Annotated in this window: 11 protein-coding genes; 4 read left to right on the top strand and 7 right to left on the bottom strand. The window is 65.0% G+C overall.

All coding sequences use genetic code 11. The annotated features are described in order from the left end of the window. Positions 1-30: 30 nt before the first annotated feature. Both Har1131_RS05455 and malA read right to left on the bottom strand, forming a co-directional pair. A complete protein-coding gene (locus Har1131_RS05455; RefSeq protein ID WP_151145405.1) occupies positions 31-4,566 on the bottom strand; it encodes a glycoside hydrolase family 15 protein in 4,536 nt (1,511 codons plus the stop codon). Between the two features lie 126 nt (positions 4,567-4,692). Next, entirely contained in the window at positions 4,693-6,687 is a 1,995-nt protein-coding gene (gene malA / locus Har1131_RS05450; RefSeq protein ID WP_050036996.1) for an alpha-amylase MalA, read from the bottom strand. Between the two features lie 97 nt (positions 6,688-6,784). On the opposite strand from malA, the gene Har1131_RS05445 reads away from it, so the two are divergent. After that, a complete protein-coding gene (locus Har1131_RS05445; protein ID WP_050036997.1) occupies positions 6,785-7,120 on the top strand; it encodes a hypothetical protein in 336 nt (111 codons plus the stop codon). Positions 7,121-7,480: 360 nt separating this feature from the next. Here Har1131_RS05445 and Har1131_RS05440 read toward each other — a convergent pair whose 3' ends face one another. Continuing rightward, the gene (locus Har1131_RS05440; RefSeq protein WP_050007058.1) at positions 7,481-8,245 is read right to left on the bottom strand and encodes an IclR family transcriptional regulator; all 765 of its coding nucleotides are present in this window, start codon (positions 8,243-8,245) and stop codon (positions 7,481-7,483) included. Positions 8,246-8,659: 414 nt separating this feature from the next. Here Har1131_RS05440 and aceB point away from each other — a divergent pair, with 414 nt between their 5' ends. Beyond that, complete coding sequence (gene aceB, locus Har1131_RS05435; RefSeq protein ID WP_014041163.1) at positions 8,660-9,967, top strand: malate synthase AceB; 1,308 nt, start codon at positions 8,660-8,662, stop codon at positions 9,965-9,967. A gap of 45 nt (positions 9,968-10,012) precedes the next feature. On the opposite strand, the gene Har1131_RS05430 is transcribed toward aceB, so the two are convergent. Further along, positions 10,013-10,393: a VOC family protein gene (locus tag Har1131_RS05430; protein WP_011223955.1), complete on the bottom strand. Its 381-nt coding sequence runs from the start codon at positions 10,391-10,393 to the stop codon at positions 10,013-10,015. 102 nt (positions 10,394-10,495) lie between these two features. On the opposite strand from Har1131_RS05430, the gene Har1131_RS05425 reads away from it, so the two are divergent. Continuing rightward, the gene (locus Har1131_RS05425; protein WP_151145402.1) at positions 10,496-13,546 is read left to right on the top strand and encodes an FAD-binding and (Fe-S)-binding domain-containing protein; all 3,051 of its coding nucleotides are present in this window, start codon (positions 10,496-10,498) and stop codon (positions 13,544-13,546) included. Positions 13,547-13,871: 325 nt separating this feature from the next. On the opposite strand, the gene Har1131_RS05420 is transcribed toward Har1131_RS05425, so the two are convergent. Both Har1131_RS05420 and Har1131_RS05415 read right to left on the bottom strand, forming a co-directional pair. Beyond that, positions 13,872-15,170: a DUF362 domain-containing protein gene (locus Har1131_RS05420; protein WP_151145399.1), complete on the bottom strand. Its 1,299-nt coding sequence runs from the start codon at positions 15,168-15,170 to the stop codon at positions 13,872-13,874. 123 nt (positions 15,171-15,293) lie between these two features. After that, the gene (locus tag Har1131_RS05415; protein WP_151145395.1) at positions 15,294-16,424 is read right to left on the bottom strand and encodes a serine hydrolase; all 1,131 of its coding nucleotides are present in this window, start codon (positions 16,422-16,424) and stop codon (positions 15,294-15,296) included. Between the two features lie 150 nt (positions 16,425-16,574). On the opposite strand from Har1131_RS05415, the gene Har1131_RS05410 reads away from it, so the two are divergent. Continuing rightward, on the top strand, positions 16,575-17,345 hold the full coding sequence (locus Har1131_RS05410; RefSeq protein ID WP_014041168.1) for an IclR family transcriptional regulator: 771 nt from the start codon (positions 16,575-16,577) through the stop codon (positions 17,343-17,345). 60 nt (positions 17,346-17,405) lie between these two features. Here Har1131_RS05410 and Har1131_RS05405 read toward each other — a convergent pair whose 3' ends face one another. Beyond that, on the bottom strand, positions 17,406-18,569 hold the full coding sequence (locus Har1131_RS05405; RefSeq protein ID WP_064288806.1) for an acyl-CoA dehydrogenase family protein: 1,164 nt from the start codon (positions 18,567-18,569) through the stop codon (positions 17,406-17,408). Positions 18,570-18,623 lie beyond the last annotated feature (54 nt).

Raw genomic sequence — 18,623 nt, 5'->3', positions numbered from 1 at the left:
TTATAAAGTGGTAACTACTTGTTGGAGTGGCTAGAGGTTGAGCTGCCAGACGGTTGTCCCGGCGGTGACCAGATCCTCGTCGTCCGCGGCGGCAACGATCACCTGGTTCTCACCGGGGTCGACGTCGACCGCGACTTCGAACTCCCGGTCTTCGACGGGGATGTACGTGATATCAGCGGGCGTTTTGACGACGACACAGACGCCGGTCGTCTCGCCGGAGACGACCAGTTCGTTCCCGCGGAACTGTGTATCGACGCGAAGCGCGGGGCTGCGGTCGGGCGTGTGGGCTCGGCGCTCCCGGTAGCGGTCGTCGACGAACGCGGGCGTCTCGACCGGTTCGCCGGCGCTGACGCCGTGGGCCAGCCGCACGTACTGGGCCATCGACCACGCCAGCGGCGTCGCCGAGCCGGTACCTTCGGCGAACTCCCAGTCATAGTCGGTCGCGTGGCCCCGGTCCCAGATCTGTTCGGCAATCATCCGACCCGAGTTCGCTACGTCCTGCATCATCCGGAGGCAGTTCTCGGGCGGGATGTCCGGGTCGTCACGGTGGAGTTCGTACTCCGCGCGCTCGCCGGTGAGCAGCGGCCAGAGGCGACCCTTCCCCTTGTGTTCGACCGTCCACGGCGCACCCTGATCGTCCCGGCCGCGTTCGCCGTAGCCGTCGCCGTTGTACCGGTAGAATCCGGGCGCATGCTCCGTGTCGACGCTGATTGTGTCGTCGACCTCGACGAGCGAGTTCCGGATGGTCTCGTCGTCATCGGGCTTGACACCCAGCCGGACGAGTTCGAGGAAGCCGCCGTCGATGATGTTGCGTTCGTCCAGCGTCGGGCCGTCGTTGGCGAGCGTGCGGAGGTGGCCCATCTCGGGGTTCCCATCGAGCGTGACCCGCGTGTAGTAGGGCGTGGTGGTGTGGCGTTCGGTCCCGGTCTCGGTCGCGGTCCAGGCCTCGACGTTGTTCGCCCACTGGTCGGCCAGCGACAGCCAGACGAGCGCGTCGGCCTCGTGGCCGGTGTCGAGCGCGAGCTTCGCCGCACACGCGAGCCCGGCGATTTCGGCCGCAATCGAGGACGGCGAGAAGCCGGCCTCCTCCTCCCAGCGCTCCTGGGCGGTCTCGGGGCCGTGGCGGACGACGTACTCGGCCGACCGCCGGACGTTCTCGTAGCTGTACTCGACATCGTCAAAGTCGACGCCACCCTCGGCGAGGCGGTACGCCATCACCTGCGGGAACGAGATGTTGTCCATCTGTTCGCCGCCCCAGCGGGTCGTCCCGTTGACGTAGGTGTTCTGCGGGATGAAGCCAGCCTCGTCCTGCTGGTACTCGTAGATGTACTCCAGTTGCTCCGTGGCGATGTCCAGCGACCCGATAGCGTCGAACACGCTGAACACCTGATACAGGTCCCGGGACCAGACGAAGTTGTAGCCGTACCCCTTGGGCTCCTCGGCGTGGACGGCCTCGCCCCACGGCACGGACGGCGAGGCGATCGACGCGCCGCGGTAGGTCTTGTCCTCGACCGCTAGCAGCGTCATCAGCGCGGTTCTGTACTGGTTCGCCAGGTCCTCGTCGCCGGCGACCGACTCCGGGAGTGGCTTGTCCGAGAGGAAGTCGGCCCAGCTGTCGGCGTACTCGGCGCTGACCGTCTCGTAGCCGCGGTCGAGCGCGCCGTCGGCTTCGCCCAGCGCGGCGGCGGTGTCGGCCTGCCGCGCGAAGCCGAGCGCGACCGTGTCGCGGACTCTGGTCCCCGAGTCCAGCCGGCCGATGAGGACGAGGTTCGTCCCGTCGATTGATTCGACCGGGTCCGGGAGGTCACCGTCGGAGTACAGCCCGTCGAGGCGGTCGCTGCCGGCCGCGCCGACGGTGGCCCAGTCGAAGCGTCCGGCCGCGGCCATCGCCACGGCGATGGAGTAGGCGTCGCCGTTCTCGTCGACGAGCAGGTCGTTGTCCGTCTGGTCGGTGTAGGCGCGGGGGTTCCGACCGACGAGGTGGTAGCTCCCGGGCTGGCCGTATCTGATGGCACGGTCCTCGGTGACCGTGCTGGTGAGCGCGATGTCGGCGACGGAGAACACGTCGTATGATTTGCCGTCCTCGGCGCTGAAGGACACGTCAGCGACGATGGCGTCGTGCTGGGGGTCGGTCGCATAGTCGACGGTCAGCGTCCACTCGTGGCCCCGGCCGTCGCCGGTCTCGGTGAAGACGTGGCGATAGAGCAGCGCCTCGTCGTCGACCGGTTCGACGCGACGCCGGACAGTATCGTCGGTCCGGCGGTTCTCCCGGTGGGTTCGGACGGCGTAGTCCGTCTCGTCCGTACACCGGACCAAGAAATCCAGCGTCCGAAGGTTCATCAGGTCGACCTGCGGGTAGCGGGCCTCCGTCAGCGCGCCCTCGGTGAGCGTGAACCAGACGCGGGACGGGTCCTGCTCGTCGTGGTCTGCGACGGTGCCGACGCCGTACTTCTCCCCGGTCGTCCAGGTCGGGCGCTCGCTCGGCCCCTCGGTCCCGGCCGATGTCGTCGGGAGCGCGTTCAGCTCGTCCAGACGGGCAGTCGCGTGGAGCCGCAACGCGTGGGACCAGCCAAGCGGCGTCGCGCTGTCGAGGTCGCCGTCGTCGAAGGCCTGTTCGGCGAGGTAGCCGGCGTCGGTCGTGAGCGGCCCGTCGTCCTCGAGCAGTTCGTACAGGTCGCTCGCGCGGTCGAGGTAGGCGTCGCCGCTCCCGTCGCGGTCGTTCAGCATATCGCCGACGCGGGCGGCGGCGAGGGCCCCCATCGCCGTCGTAACCGTCCAGACCTTCTCGCTGTCCTGATGACCGGTCCGCCAGCGGTCGCCCTCGTAGCGGGCCAGTCCCGCAACCTGGCTCTCGGTGGGGTTCCGAAAGAGTGTATCGAGCGTCGTGCTCACATGATCGGCCAGGCGGATGATGTGCTGGTCAGCAAGCGTGGTCGACTCGACGCTGTCGTACTCCTGCAGCGCGTCCGCGAGGTGGAGCCCCGCGGCGTCGATGCGGTGGTCCGGCGTCCCGTTTGTCAGCCCCATCACGTACACGCCCAGATCACTGTCCCAGAGCGTATCCAGCCCGTCTAGCAACCGGTCGGCTGCCGCCAGACTCTGCTCACAGACCGATTCGGGCATCGGGGCGCGGGTCACCGCGGCGAAGGCCTCGATGAACGTCGCAGTGGTGTGCGTGAACTGGCCGACCGAGTCCTCCCAGACGTTCTGACACGGCTCGGGCAGGTCGTTGGCCGCGATGTCTTCGATGAGCGTGTCGACGGCCGCATCGATTGTCTCCCGAACCATCGCCGTCAGTTCGGCGTCCATCTTGCCGCGGTGTGTTCGCAGCAGCGTCGCGAGGAAGGCGGTGACGGTCGCGGTCTGGTCGGCCTGGTACTCCGGCGATTCGGCGTTGTGCTCGACTCTGGCGTTGGCCCAGCCCGGCGCGATAGCCCCGGTATCGGCCCAGACGCGGTGGGGCCACCGCCCGTCGGAAAGCTGGCTGTCACAGAGGAACGCCGCGCTCTCGGTCAACATTTCGACGGTGTCGATATCGAGTCGGTCGCCGGCTTCGAGCAGATGCCGGGAGACCGAGGCGTCGTCGCGGAACCAGACGTAGCCGTAGCCGCCGGAGTTCGAGTAGAACGGGTCGAACTCCGGGGCGGCGATGCGACCGCCGGTCGGCGAGGACAGCAGGTCAAGCACCCGCAGGTCCATCCGTATCGAATCTGACCGCGGCGTCGATTCGGCCACGTCGATGCGCGTTCGCTCCCGCCCGGCCTGCCGGAGATCGTCAGACGTCGTGTGCTCCGTCACACAGTCGGCGAGGTCGAGGAGTGCCGTCTCCCGGTCGACCTCGTCGTGGTTCGAGAGCTGACTGACCAGCGTCGTGTCCTTGCTGCGTCCGGACCGGTCAAGCGGCGCGGTCACGAGGAAGTCACCGGTGAGGCGGGTCTGGTCGCGTCGCTCGACTGGCTCCGACCGCGGGAACGCAATCGGGCTGCCGTCGAGTATCTCCGCGAGGCGTTCCGGCCGCTGTCCGGCGACGGCGTCCAGCCCGGTCGACGAGGCGAGGTAATCGTGCTCTCGCCGATGGTACACCTCCAGTACGCGCGAGTCGTCTGGCCCGGCGTCTTCGTGAATCAGCGAGCCGACGCCGCTGTCGCTGCTGTCGGGGGCCAGCGTGACGAACGCCACGAGCTTGGCGTCCTGTGGAACCGCCCCGCGCATCGCGACGTGTGTGACGTGTGCCCGTCCAAGCGTCAGGTCGTACTGGTGGACGGTGAACGACCCGGCGTCGTATTCGGTCTCGACGAGCCGCGTCTCGCGGTAGTAGTGCTGTCTGATCGTTTCCAGGTCACTGAACCACCGTGTTTCGTCCCCAAGCATAACCCCGAGCCTGGAGCGGTCAATACCGGAGAGCCCGGAGAGCGAATCGGAATAGTCCTTCAGCGTGCCGTCTTCGCCGACGTGTACGAGCCGATCACCGTGCCCGGAGAAAGAGCCTGAAACAGTCCTGCGTTCTTCTGGAAAGCGCTCGTGACGAGTCCGCTTGTATTCGTTGAGCGCTGTCGAAAGCCGCATACACATCAAAGCAGACCAATCTCTATAAACTCCTGTGGTTCGGACAAATTAGTGATACTTCGAGGGAGTAGCTGCATATCCCGGGAGAACGGGGCCGCTGATGCCGAACAGATCCGCGCGCTCGGTCTACTGGTTTAGAGCGCTCTCGTCAGCCGGGAACACGGCGGCGCTGTCGACGGTGACTGCTGTGTCCCCGTCATCAGCAGCTCCACGATGCTCCCCAGAAACGAGGTCGGTATCATCGGTCCCGGCTGGTAGCCCGACCGTCGACGGTTCACTACTGAAGTTGAGCACGACGACAGCCGCGTCCCCCGCAGTTGTCCGCGCGTACGCGACGACGCGGTCGGACGGGCCGTCACGGACCTCGTACGGGATTCGGAGGAGGTCCGCGTCGGCCGACAGCGCCGGCTGGTCGTGTCTGACCGCGGAGAGGTCACTGACGAACGACTGGAGCGCCTCGTCGGCGTGGTCCCACGCGAGGTCGTCGCGCCGGCCGCGCTGTCCGAACTCCTGGCCGGCGTACAGCAGCGGCGCGCCCGGGAGCGTGAACAGCGCACCCGCGGCGGCCTCGGCGGCGTCCCGCCCGTAGTCGACGACGTAGCGCGTCTCGTCGTGGTTCTCCGCGTACAGCATGAACGACGCGTGCTCGGGGAAGCCGATCTCCGCCCGCCCCTCGATAGCACCGAGGACGGCCTCGGCATCGCCGCCGTCGCCGACCTGCCGGAGCGCGGCGTAGGTCGTCGAATCGAAGTGCATGTCGAACAGTCCGGCCTGAAAGTCGGGGATGTACGGGATGGTCTCGTCCAGTAGCAGGAACTCGCTGTCGCGGTCCTTGCAGTAGTCGTGGATCTCGCGCCAGAAGCTGTTCGGGACGGCCCAGGCCATGTCACACCGGAACCCGTCGACCAGTTCGGCCCACTGGGCGACCGCGTCGAGCAGGTGCCGGCGGACCGGCAGGTGGTCGAAGTCGAAGTTCGCGATGTGCTCCCACTCGAAGTAGGTTTCCGGTTCTGTGTCGCTTCGCCACTCGTACCAGTCGCGGTACTCGCTGTCCGGGTCGTCGCGGGCGGACTCGAAGTACGGGTGGGTCCGCGCCGAGTGGTTGCACACCAGGTCGAACAACACCTTGAACCCGCGGTCGTGGGCCGCCTCGATGAACCGCTCGTAGTCCCCACGAGTGCCGAGGTCAGACGCGATATCGAAGAAGTCGGTGATGTTGTAGCCGTGGGGCGCGTGGTCGTTCTGTAACACCGGCGTGAGCCAGATGGCGTCGACGCCGAGCGAGTCGAGGTAGTCCAGCCGGTCGATGATCGCGTCGAAGGGCGATTCGTCGCTGTCGCCGGCGAACGTGCGAACGTAAATCTCGTAGATGACCGAGTTCTCGGCCCAGGCCGGCGCGTCGTAGGGTCGTCGGGCGGCGACCTCCGCACCGCTCGTCACCGTCTCGACGCCGCCCCCGTCGCGGGTGAACTCGACGGCGTCGGGCACGCTGTAGCCGTGGTCTCCGACTGCAACGGCGTGGATGCGAGCACGGTCCGGGAGCGCGTCCAGCGGAATCCGGAGAGTTGTCCCGTCCCGGGTCACCGCGTCGGCGTCGATATCATCACGGTCGTCCAGCAGGAACTCGACGGCGAGGTCGGCGGCCGTCTCGGTCCCCTCGGGATGGGGACTGCAATCGGCGCGAACGACGGCTTCGTCGCCCTCGATGTCCGGCCGCAGAGTCAGGCGTGGCTGGCCGCCGCCACTGCCGCCGTCGCCGCCGTCCCCTGCCTCGGTGTACTCGCCGCTCCCGCTGCGGCCGGAACCGCTTTGCCCGCCGGAGACGCCACCGCTGTGACCGCCAGAGCGGCCGGACGTGTGTGTCCCGCTCGATTCGAGGGTCCCCGGGAACGCGCGGACAGTGAGGTCGTGTTCGCCGTCCGGTGCGGTGAGTCGGACGACGTATCTGCCCGGCGCGTCGGGGACGAGGTGCTCAACCGGGTCGTCGCCGAGCGATACTGTTGATTCCGTCGGCGTCTGCGCTAGTCGCCATGTGTAGGTCGCCGACGGGTCCGGGTCACGGGGCGCGAGTTCGACCTCGTCACCCGTCGCCACGAACCGCGGCGGTCCAGGATGGTGCATAGGTTCACTGCGATTGACAGTGTCTTTGTACTTGGGGTAGCCGCGAGCGTGCCGCCGCCGGCAGCATCGCTTTCCGGCTACGGCGTGTACCTCCGCTGTGCCCGACTACCGACGCGACGCCGGGTTTGCGCTGCTCTGTGGACTGGCACTCGTCGCGTATCTCCGACAGACGGGCGCAGTTGAGACGTTCTGGTCCGAGTCCGCCATCGCCGTCGGCGTGGCCGTCGCACTGTGTGTCGAGGCGCTGTTCGTTCTCGACACGCCCGTCGCGGCGCTGTGGGAGCGCCGCGGCGTCCGGACGGCGTCGGCAGTCGTACTCCTGGGTGTTGCCGGCGGACTCGCCGTCTTTCTGGGCCCGGTCGTCGTCGCCGCGGCGTGCTGGGGACTCGTGACGTACTTCGGCATCCTCGCTGTGTGCCTGTGTTACCGGTGAGCGTTCACCCTCGCGGGGACGACACCGGTCGATGACCGTAGTAACCACCTACAACTATACGCTCCAAGCTAGTACTGTAATAGAATTATATAACTACTGCTTGCGCTACTCGGAGTTGTTTTTGAGATTTTGGACCTAAATAGAAGATACTATATTTGAAAAGAGTTGAAGTAGCCCGATTATGGAACTAAATGAGGATACCGAGGGCGGAGTATTTCTCTACAGTAGCCAGACTTGTCCACCACGGACAGCGGGTATTCGGCCGTCGAATAACAACTGTACTGGTATTAGATTCTTCCAGTACCGGCCAACCGTCGGCGACGGAACTCGGTGTATCTGTCGAGACAACAGACAGAGCGGTTATTCGTGAGCCAGATTCACTTCGATGACGTTAGCGGCCTGTTGCACCGTGTCGATGAGTTGTGCTTTGCGGCCCGGCGACTGCAACCGGTTGATGGGCGCGGTGATGCTGATGGCGGCCTCGCGCCGGTCGCCGGTGTCGATGGGGACCCCGACACAACCGGTTCCGTCGACCCGTTCCTCGGTGTCATCGGCGACCCCGCGCTCCCGGATCGTCTCCAGTTCCGCAAACAGCGTCTCGCGGTCTGTGATGGTGTTGTCCGTCTCGGCCGGCAGCCCGCGGGTCTCGATGATTTCCGCGACCCGGTCGTCGTCGAAACTCGACAGGAGCGCTTTGCCGATAGCGGTCTTGTGGAGGTGGATGCGCTTCCCGAGGCGCGTATCGAGCGCGACCGCCTGGTCGCCGCTGGTGGTGTGGATGTAGATGCCGTAGCCCTGCTCCTCAATCATCAGGTTCGCCAGTTCGCCGGTCTCGACGGCCATCCGTCTGACCTCGGGCTTTGCCACCTCGTAGATGCCGTCGTAGCGCTGTGCCATGCCGCCGAACTCCAGCCACCGGAGCCCGATGCGGTACTCGCCGTCCCGTTCCACGACCAGTCCCTCGTCTTCCAGCGTCACCAGGTGTTTGTATATCGTGCTCTTGGCCGGGTCCAGCGAGTCGGCGAGTTCGACCAGCGTGGCGCTCCCGCCGAGGTCTTTGATTCCCGAGAGGACCGACAGCGAGGTCTGCGTCGCCCGGACCGAGTCCGTTTTTGCCCGTGTCATTAGGCACCAGTTCTGGTGCCGCTCGAATAAAATTGCCGTATCGGTTGTGACAATCGCTCTACGGTAGCTTCCGAGGCTTGACGCACGGCGAAGTGGGCGTCACCAGTCTCTACGACCGTCACAGGCATTCGGAAATACGAAACGGAAAGGTGGGTTCAATAGCGCGAAGCCAGCGACCGAAGTCGCCGGGGGCTCCGTGATGTGGCGACTGAACGGTCGCGAGATATCGACAGAGCGGTGTGCACCGCCGACCGTTGTGTCGTCCGGGCGCACGAGTAGTGAAAGAAAAGATAGCATACATATTTCGTATTTCCGAATCCGCTGAAAGACGGTGGAACGACCGCTCTCGTCGATGTTTCGGTCGATAGTGGACGGTAGATTTAAGCGGTTCCGTCGGGTTCTTTGAGACGAGTTATGAGTGTGAAACGACACTACGACCGCGAGTTCGTCAGAACGTTCTTTACCTCTCCAACAGCAGTCGACGGGGAGGACGATTCAGCGAAGATGCTGCGAAGCGCGGGCCAGCTCCGCGGCCTGCAGGCCCCGGATGTCTGGGTCCCGGACAACGAGGACGCGACGGCACCGAACATGCGCGAGGAGGGCGTCGAGAACATCATCGAAGTGGTCTCAGAACAGGGTGCCGAGTTCCCCGGCGAGATCCACCCGCGCGTCGTCTGGCACCGCGAGTCCCCGACGACCCGCTATCAGGGCTTCCAGCAGATGCTCGAAATTACCGACCCCGAAAACGGTGCGGTCGAGCACATCGACGGCTTCGTCATCCCGGAGGTCGGCGACATCGACGACTGGAAGAAGGCCGACGAGTTCTTCACCATCATCGAGCACGAGCACGGACTGGAGGAGGGGAGCCTCTCCATGTCGGTCATCGTCGAGAGCGGCGAGGCCGAACTGGCGATGGGCGACCTGCGCGAGGAGATGGGCAAGCCCTCGAACAACCTCGAACGTATGTTCCTGCTCGTCGACGGCGAGGTCGACTACACGAAGGATATGCGCGCGATGACGCCTACCGGCGAACTCCCGCCGTGGCCGGAACTGCGCCACAACACCTCCCGCGGTGCCAGCGCCGCCGGCCTTATCGCCGTCGACGGCCCCTACGACGATATCCGCGACGTCGAGGGGTACCGCGAGCGGATGAAGGACAACCGCGCGAAGGGGATGACTGGCATCTGGTCGCTGACACCGGGGCAAGTCGTGGAGGCGAACACGGCCCCTCTCCCGCCAAAGACCGGGAGCTGGCTGCTCGACGTCGGCGGTCAGGAGGTCGAACTCGACGCACAGGACGGCAAGCAGGTGTACGACGGCGACGACCTCTCGCTGGAAACGGACGGCGAGGGCGGCTACGTCCTGCAGGCGGGCGGTGACCGGCTGGAACTGGACGAGGACGAACTCACCGAGGAACTGCTCGACCGCACCGCGTACATCCCCAGCATGACCGACATCGTCGACTCGATGGAGGAGTTCGAGGCCGCGAAGGAGGCCGGCAAGGGAGCCATCGCGATGACTCAGGCCGCGACGCTGGTCATCGACGGCGTCGAAGTCGAGGTCAGTAAAGACCGGATGTGGGACGAAGCGACCTACCAGGCCGCCCAGACACCCATCACGCTGTTCCAGGACGTGTACGAGCACCGCCCGGACCAGCACGAGGAACTGGCGGAGATGTACGGCACTGACATCGTCGAACGCGCCACGGCTGTCGGCAACTAACGGCCGTCCTCAGTATTTCGTCACTCGAAACGCCGCGGGCGTGGTTCAGTCTTCCAGCGGTTCGATGAGTTCGACGTGGTGGCCGTCGGGGTCCGCGACGAAGGCCGTGTACGCGCCGGCCTCCGGCTGTGGGCCGGGCTCTTTGACGACGCCGTGATGATCGATGCGGTCGACCGTCGCGTCGACATCGTCCACGCCGAGAGCGAGATGGTCCCAGCCGGACCCCATCTCGAAGCTCGTCTCCCCGTCCGTTTCTGCCAGTTGCAGTTCGACGCCGCTGTCGTCGGCCACGTAGTAGTTCGTCGTCTCGCCGTCGGGCGTGGTGAACTGCCAGGACTCCTCGAAGCCGAACTGCTCGTAGAACGCGATCGATGCTGTGGCGTCGGCCACGTTCAGGCACATATGAAGGATGCTTGCATTGCCCATACATCGCTTCCAGTGCCCTGCGTCAAATAGCTGGCGGGCTACGTAAAGCGAATTGTGACCGCATGCCACAGACTTTAATGATTATTACTCCTGAATGCTCGTATGGCGATCGAAAATGTCGAGGACACCTGGTCAGCACAGGAACTGGACCTCGACCGACCGGACGTGGATGCGTACCGGGACCTGGCGGAAGCGCTTCGCTCGCGGGTCTCGGGTGGGGTCGAGTTCGACGAATACGCCCGGATTCTGTACGCAACGGACGGGAGCATCTATCGCGCCGAACCAGCCGGGGTCGTGTACCCGACTGATACCGACGACGTGCGGGCGGCTGTCGAGGTTGCGACGAGCCACGGCGTTCCGATACTGCCCCGCGGGACCGGGTCGTCGCTCGCCGGGCAGACCGTCGGCCCGGGCTGTGTCGTGCTAGACCTGTCCCGGCACATGGACGGTATCCTCGATATTCGGCCGGGCGAGCAGACGGCGCACATCCAGCCCGGCGTGGTGCAGGACGACCTGGACGACACGCTGGCCGAGTACGGCCTGAAGTTCGCGCCGGATCCGGCATCGTCGAACCGCGCCACTGTCGGCGGCGGCATCGGGAACAACTCCACCGGCGCGCACTCGGTGAGATACGGCATCACCGACGCCTACACAGACGCGGTGAAAGCCGTCCTCTCTGACGGCTCACTCATCCACGCCCGCGAGGTCGTCATCGACTCGCCGGAGTGGGACGATATCGTGAGCAAGGACGACCGCGAGGCCGACATCTATCAGACGGTCCGCGAAGTCGTCGAGGAGAACGCCAACGAAATCGAGGACCGCTACCCTGACCTCAAGCGCCGGGTGTCTGGCTACAACCTCGACCGCGTTATCTACGAAAACGACGACGGCGAGCGCGTGCTGAACCTCGCGAAGCTGTTTGTCGGGAGCGAGGGGACCCTCGGGGTCATTGTCGAAGCCGAACTTTCGCTGGTGACCGTCCCCGAGGAGACCGCGCTGGCGCTGTACTGCTTTGACACGCTTCCCGATGCGATGCGGGCTGTCCCGGTCGCGCTTGACTACGATGTCAGCGCGGTCGAGTTGATGGACGACGAGATGTTCAGGCTCGCAGCTGGCTCCGACGGCTACGCCGAGTACGTCGACCCGATTCCGGACCGAGCGGCCGCGGCGTTGATGCTCGAATACGACTCGGAATTGCACGATGACTTCGAGGCGGCCATCGCGCGGACCAACGAACGGTTCCTCGATAACGGAGCGGCCTTTGACGTGGTGGAAGCCTACACCGACGCCGACCAGGCTGACCTCTGGAAGCTCCGCAAAGCCGCGATTCCGCTCCTGATGTCCATGGACGGCGACCCCAAGCCGTACCCGTTCATCGAGGACGCGACGGTCCCGCCCGCCGAACTGGCCGAGTACGTCGAGAAGTTCGAGGCTGTGCTAGCTGACCACGACACCTCGGCCGCGTACTTCGCCCACGCCGGCTCCGGAACACTCCACATCCGCCCGATTCTCAACCTGAAGGAGGAATCCGGTATCGAAGACATGCACTCCATCACCGACGACGTGACCGACCTCGTGCTCGAACACAATGGGTCGTTCTCCGGTGAGCACGGCGACGGGATGGCCCGAACGGAGTTCACGCCCAAGATGTACGGCGAGACGCTCTGGGATGCGTTCAAACAGGTCAAGACGGCCTTCGATCCGCAGTGGTGGATGCACCCGGGCAACGTCGTCTACCGTGAGGGGCCGGCGGATATCGGCCCTGATGCCGACCGAGGGGTCGGTGCGGACATGCGTGAGAACCTCCGGTACGGGCCCGACTACCAGTCTCTGGAGCCACAGACGACGCTGGACTTCGAGGACGAAGGCGGCTTCTCGGAGCTCGTCGAACTGTGTAACGGCTGTGGGACCTGCCGCCAGACCGACGGAGACGTGATGTGTCCGACATACCGCGCCTCGGAGGAGGAGGTCCAGACGACACGGGGCCGCGCGAACCTCCTCCGGTCGGCTATTAGTGGCGACCTAGATGAAGACGAGATTCACTCCGACCGCTTCCAGGAGGAAGTGCTCGACCTCTGTGTCGGCTGCAAGGGCTGCAAGAGCGACTGCCCGACCGGCGTCGATATGGCGAAACTCAAGACCGAGCTGAAACACCAGCACCACGAAGCGGAGGGGGCCAGCCTCCGGGAACGCCTGTTTGCTAACATCGACACTGCCTCGAAGCTCGGGTCGGCGCTGGCACCGATTTCGAACTGGGCGACAGACATTCCGGGCGCGCGGGCCGTTATGCAGAAACTGTTCGGCATCGCGCCGGAGCGCGAACTCCCCACCTTCAGCCGAGAGACACTCCAAGACTGGTTCGATGCACGCGGTGGCTCGACTGTCTCGCGGGCCGAAGCCGACCGCAAAGTCCTGCTGTTCCCCGATACGTACACGAACTACTCGTACCCGACGGCCGGCAAGGCCGCCGTCGAAACGCTGGAAGCCGCAGGCGTTCACGTCACCATTCCGGACAACACCGCGCCGTCCGGACGAGCGGCGTACTCCACCGGAATGCTGGACGTGGCCCGCGACCGAGCCGAGACGAACACGGACCGGCTGGCGGACCGCGTCACAGAGGGGTGGGACATCGTCTTCGTCGAGCCCTCCGATGCCGTGATGTTCCAGGACGAGTACCGCGACCTGCTCGACGGCCCCGAAGTCTCGCGGATGGCCGAGAGCGCCTACGGCGTGCTGGAGTATCTCGATACCTTCCGGCTCGACGACGCGCTGCCGGTCGAGGACCGGTCGCTCGGGGCCGCCGGGGCGGTCAGCTATCACGGCCACTGCAACCAGAAGGGGACCAACAAGGATCACCACGCCGTCGGCGTCATGCGTCGCGTCGGCTACGAGGTCGACCCGCTGGACTCGACGTGCTGTGGCATGGCCGGGAGCTTCGGCTACCACGACGAGCACTACGATCTCTCGAAGACTATCGGCCGGCTGCTGTTCGATAAGGTCGAGGAGAGCGACGGCGACCGCGTCGTCGCGCCCGGCGGGTCCTGTCGCTCCCAACTGGGCGACCGGGACGGCATCGACGAGATTCCACCGCATCCTATCGAGGTTGTCGCCGAGCGACTACCAGACACAGCGACGACCTCACGGTCGGCGTGATAGGAACATGGGCTGTTTGTCTGGACTCATACCCGAATGGGATGTTGTTTTCGGACATTTGGAGGTATATTTGGCAAAACACATAGATATAACCGTTCGACAACTACAATCGGGATATATCTCCAGATAGTACGATGATAGCGCTCGAATATCACAGTATATAGAGTTTTATCAGCAGCTCTGCCTGTATTCAGGTCCACCGCTTGTTCGGATCGAATCACATGCCCAAAGTAATACTGGTATAATATGTTGTAGTCGGAGAAACGGATGTACAGTTGTTAGAAATTGTTCCAGATGCATGACGGGGACCGTCGTCACCCGACTGTCAGTCCCGGGTAAACGACGCGGTGCCGTCGGTGAACGTGAGCGACTCGCGGCCGGTAACCTCGGCGGCGGTCGGCAGGTCCTCGACGAGCGGCTCGGAGACGTGCAGTTCGGACAGGTCCTGCGTGGTCTGTATCCAGACGATCCGGACGGTGTCGGGGTCGTAGCCACCGAGCGCGGACAGCGCCGTCCGGATGGCGAACTCATCGTCCGGCGCAACGAGGGGGAGCTTCGCCTTCGCCGTTGACCCGCTGGTGAGCGCGTTCGCGTACGTCTTCTGCAGGTCCAGCTGGTCAACCGCAGCCTGGCGGGTGATATCGGCCAAGCCGATGCCGTTGCCGTTGCCCTTCGTCGCCTCGGTGAGCCCGCGAGCGTACAGCAGTTTGATCGCCGGCTCGTCGGGGTCCGGCGCGTTGAGGACGCGGTAGCGGCCGATGACGTTCGTGTCCATCCCCGCGCCGGAGACGTCCTTGCCGAGTTCGTCGACGACGAGCAGGTCAATGTCGTCGACCGGAAGCGTCGCCATCTCGTCGTACGCCTGCTCCAGCAACGCTGGCTCGCGGTCGGTGAACGAGCCCGCGGGAATCGCTTCGACGTGGGCCGTCTCCTCGTGGAAGTTCTCGACCAGCGCCACGCCGCCGACAAGCGGCAGTGCCGACTCGACAACCGGGAGTGCGGTTTCCAGCGCCTCCACGTACCCCTCCTTGATGGCTGTCGAGTGGAACGCTTTCGCGCCGTGTTGCTTGCCCAGTCCGACGACAGTCATCTTCGTCAGGCCGCTCTCGATGCGGCCGCTGTAGTTGGTATGGGGCTTCACCCGGTTCACGACGACCACGGCATCCGCTTCCTGTGCCGCCGTCGAGACGTGGACCGGAAACTCGGTGTCACCGACAGTAACGGTGTCGACCTGTGCAGTGTCCATCCGGGCGTCGATGGGGGCATCAAGGCGCGACTCCGTGATACCCAGGCTCTCCAGCACTTCGCGCTGGCCCTCGGGCGTTGCCCCGCCGTGGCTCCCCATCGCCGGGACGACGACCGGCTCGAAGCCCCGATCACGGATATCCGCAACGACAGTCTCGACGATGTCGTCGATACGGTGGATGCCACGGCTGCCGACGGCAACGGCAACAGTCGCACCCGCTTCCAGCCCGTCAAAGTCGAGGCGGTCGAGTTCGGTCCGCGCCGCGGCCGACGGGTCGTCGACGGCGGCCGTCTCCGGCTCGTACCGGACGCGAGCGAAGCCCGGCAGCGGCTGTGGGTCGATAAGGTGGTCCACGTCGCCTCGGTCGGGGAAGTTCATATCGGAGGATCAGTGCCGAGCCATACAAAGACCGGGGTCGCCCAGCTCTATGGTGACCGGGGATACGGACATCGACCCGAACGATCAGGAATGCCTACGACGGCAACCCCCAGACCGGCGCAGTCAGTCCTGTAACAGCAGTCGGACGGCGTCGGAAAGCTGGCCGACGCGGGCGGCGTGTTCGAAGGACTCGTCGCGGATACCGTTCGTGACGAGCGCGAACCCGACGTTCAGTTCGGGGTCGGCCCAGCCGAACGAACTCCCGAGGCCGGCGTGGCCGAACATGCGCTCTTTGCTGGCGGCCCCGAACATATCGGCGGCCAGCCCGCCGGTCCAGACGCCAAGGCCGTAGCGGGCCGGGCGCGATAGCGTGCCGTCGGACTCGGTTTCGGCGTGAGTCGTGGTCGCCTCGTCGACAGTCGCTTCGGTCAGCAGTTGCGTCCCGTCCAGCGACCCGCCGTTGGCGAGACAGGCGTAGAACCGGGCCATGTCCCGGGCGGTACCGATGCCGTTGGCCGCGGGCATCACCGTCCGGCGCATCGCTTCCTGATTGTATGCCCCGGCGTACGCGGCAGGGTCTTCGAGCCCCTCGTCGATATCGTGACACCGTTCGAACGCCTCGTAGCCAGCCAGGGTCGCCACGTCGTCGGGCTCGTCGTCCCGCAGACCGATACCGGTCTGGTCCATTCCCAGCGGCCCGAACACGTTCTCCGCGACGTATGCTTCGACCGGCTGGCCGCTACAGCGGCGGATGAGTTCACCGACCAGCCAGCCGTAGTTGATAGCGTGATACGCCGGCGTCGTTCCGGGCTCGAACACGGGGTCGATGTCTTCCATCGCCGCGACGACGGCGTCCCAGTCGCCCCAGCTTTCGTACTGTTCGTCGAACGCACCGAAGGGGAGGCCGGCGGTGTGGCTGAGTACCTGCCGGACTGTAATCGATGCTTTCTGCGTGCCGTCGTCGGCAAACTCCGGCCAGTGCTCGACGACCCGGTCGTCGTAGTCGAGTTCGCCCTGCTCGACGAGCTGGTGCAGGCCGACGCCGGCGAACGGCTTCGTACAGGAGAACAGTACGTGACGCGTCTCGGGCGTCGTTTCGTCGCCGTCGGGGCCCGTAGAACCGCCGGCGAAGTCGACGACGAGGTCCCCGTCGACGTACACCGCCAGCTGTGCGCCGTGGTGCAGTCCGACCTCGAGTTGTCGGTCGAACTGAGCCCGGAGCTGTTCGATGGCGTCTGCGCTGAGTTGTGGCATACCTTGTCTTGGCTCCGGCGAGATAATAGAAGTTAGGTTCTGTTCGGTCGCGGAATCGAGCAGCGGACGGCTACTGATTGCGTTCGAGTTATCAGACCATCATGGTCGATTATGCGAAACGTTGATGTCACTAAGCGGTCACAACTCCGTATGCTCGAAAACAAGAACGGAACGTCCGAGGTATCAACGACCCGGACGTCGTTCGAGATTCTGGCGCTGATTCGGGACGCGGGAGGCGCGACAATTGCGGAGATTCGGGCGGAGACGGACCTGGCCAAGAGCACGGTGTATCGGCACCTCAAGACGCTGCACGACATGGACTATCTCGTCGAGGAGGACGGGGAGTACCGGCTCTCGCTGCGGTTTCTGCAGCTCAGCGAACCGCCGCGGATACGGCGGCCGGGCTATATCGTCGCCAAACAGAAAGTCATCGAACTGGCGATAGAGACCGACGAGCGGGCGCTGTTTCTGGTCGAGGAGGGGTTCGAGGGCGTGTACCTGCACCGGGCCGGCGGCCGGAATCCCCTGCAGAGCGACACGATGATCGGCAAACGCCGGCCGCTGCACGCGCTCGCCTCGGGAAAAGCCATCCTCGCGGAGTGGCCCGACGAACGCATCGAGGAGTTCGTCGAAACCACTGCCCTCGAAGAGTTGACGGCGAACACGATTACCGACCGGGACGCGCTGTTCGAGGAACTCGAACAGGTCCGCGAGCGGGGTTATGCGACCAACATGTCAGAACACATGGACGGCCTGCGGGCGGCTGGCGTGCCGGTGTACAACCACGAGGACGACCTCATCGGCGCGTTGAGCGTCTTCGGGCCGAATGGCCGGGTGAGCCAGGACGACATCGAATCGACGTACCCCGATCTGCTGGAACGGAAAGCCAGCGAGCTGAAGATCGACCTCACGTACGATTGAGAAGTACTGTTTCGTGTCAGCGGGGCTGTTCCGTATACCGGAAGAGATTCGACGGCCGCCCTACTCGAACGCCGGAATGCCGGTCAGATCGTGTCCGAGGATGAGCGAGTGGATGTCGTGCGTCCCCTCGTAGGTGTAGACGGTTTCGAGGTTCGTCAGGTGCCGCATCGGGGAGTAATCAGCCGTGATGCCGTTGCCGCCGAGCATCTCGCGGGCCACCCGTGACTGCTCGCGGGCCATCCGCGCGTTGTTGCGCTTGGCCATCGACACCTGTTCCGGGCGGAGGTCACCGCGTTCCTTCAGGTCGGCGAGCCGGTGGGCGAGCAACTGGCCCAGCGATATCTGGGTCGCCATCTCCGCGAGCTTCTCCTGCTGGAGCTGGTAGCCGGCGATGGGCTTCCCGAACTGCTCGCGGTCAGTGGCGTACTCGTGGGCGGTCTCGAAACAGTCCATCGCGGCCCCGACCGTCCCCCAGGCGATGCCGTAGCGGGCCTGCGTGAGACAGGACAGCGGCCCCTTCATGCCCTCGACGCCCGGCAAAACGTTCTCCTCGGGGACGCGGGCGTTCTGGAGGCTGATCTCGCCCGTAATTGACGCGCGCAGCGAGAGCTTCTCGTCGATCTTGTTCGTCGTCACGCCGTCGCGGTCAGTCTCGACGAGGAAGCCCCGCACGGGGTCGCCGTCGGCGGACGTGACTTTTGCCCAGACCACTGCGAGGTCGCTGATGGGCGCGTTCGTAATCCATGTCTTCGAGCCGTTCAGGACGTAGCCGTCGGCGTCGCGCTCGGCCGTCGTCTCCATCGCCGACGGGTTCGACCCGTGTTCGGGCTCGGTCAGACCGAAACAGCCCACCCGCTCGCCGCTGCCGAGCGCCGGCAACCACTCCTCCTTCTGGGCATCGCTGCCGTAGGCGTGAATCGGGTACATGACGAGCGCACCCTGAACGCTGGCCATCGAGCGCAGGCCGCTGTCGCCGGCCTCCAGTTCCTGTAACAAGAGGCCGTAGGCTGTCTCGCTGAGTCCAGGCAACCCGTACCCGTCGAGGTTCGGTGCGTAGAACCCGAGTTCACCCATCTCGGTGATGAGGTCCGTCGGGAACGTCCCGTCGATCCAGTGCTGGCCGACGTCCGGTTTGACTTCGTTCTCGACGAAGTCCCGGGCCGTGTCACGGACCATCCGCTCTTCCTCGCCGAGGTCGCCTTCGAGACCGAGGTAATCGATCATATAGGATCTGTGGCCGGGGTTCAATTAAGCGTTTGCCTGCTGCCAAAGTGCTAA

The organism is Haloarcula sp. CBA1131 (assembly GCF_008728975.1).
Taxonomy (GTDB): Archaea; Halobacteriota; Halobacteria; order Halobacteriales; family Haloarculaceae; genus Haloarcula; species Haloarcula hispanica.
Note: the sequence above shows the minus strand (reverse complement) of the source record. Positions and strands in the feature narration are given on the sequence as shown.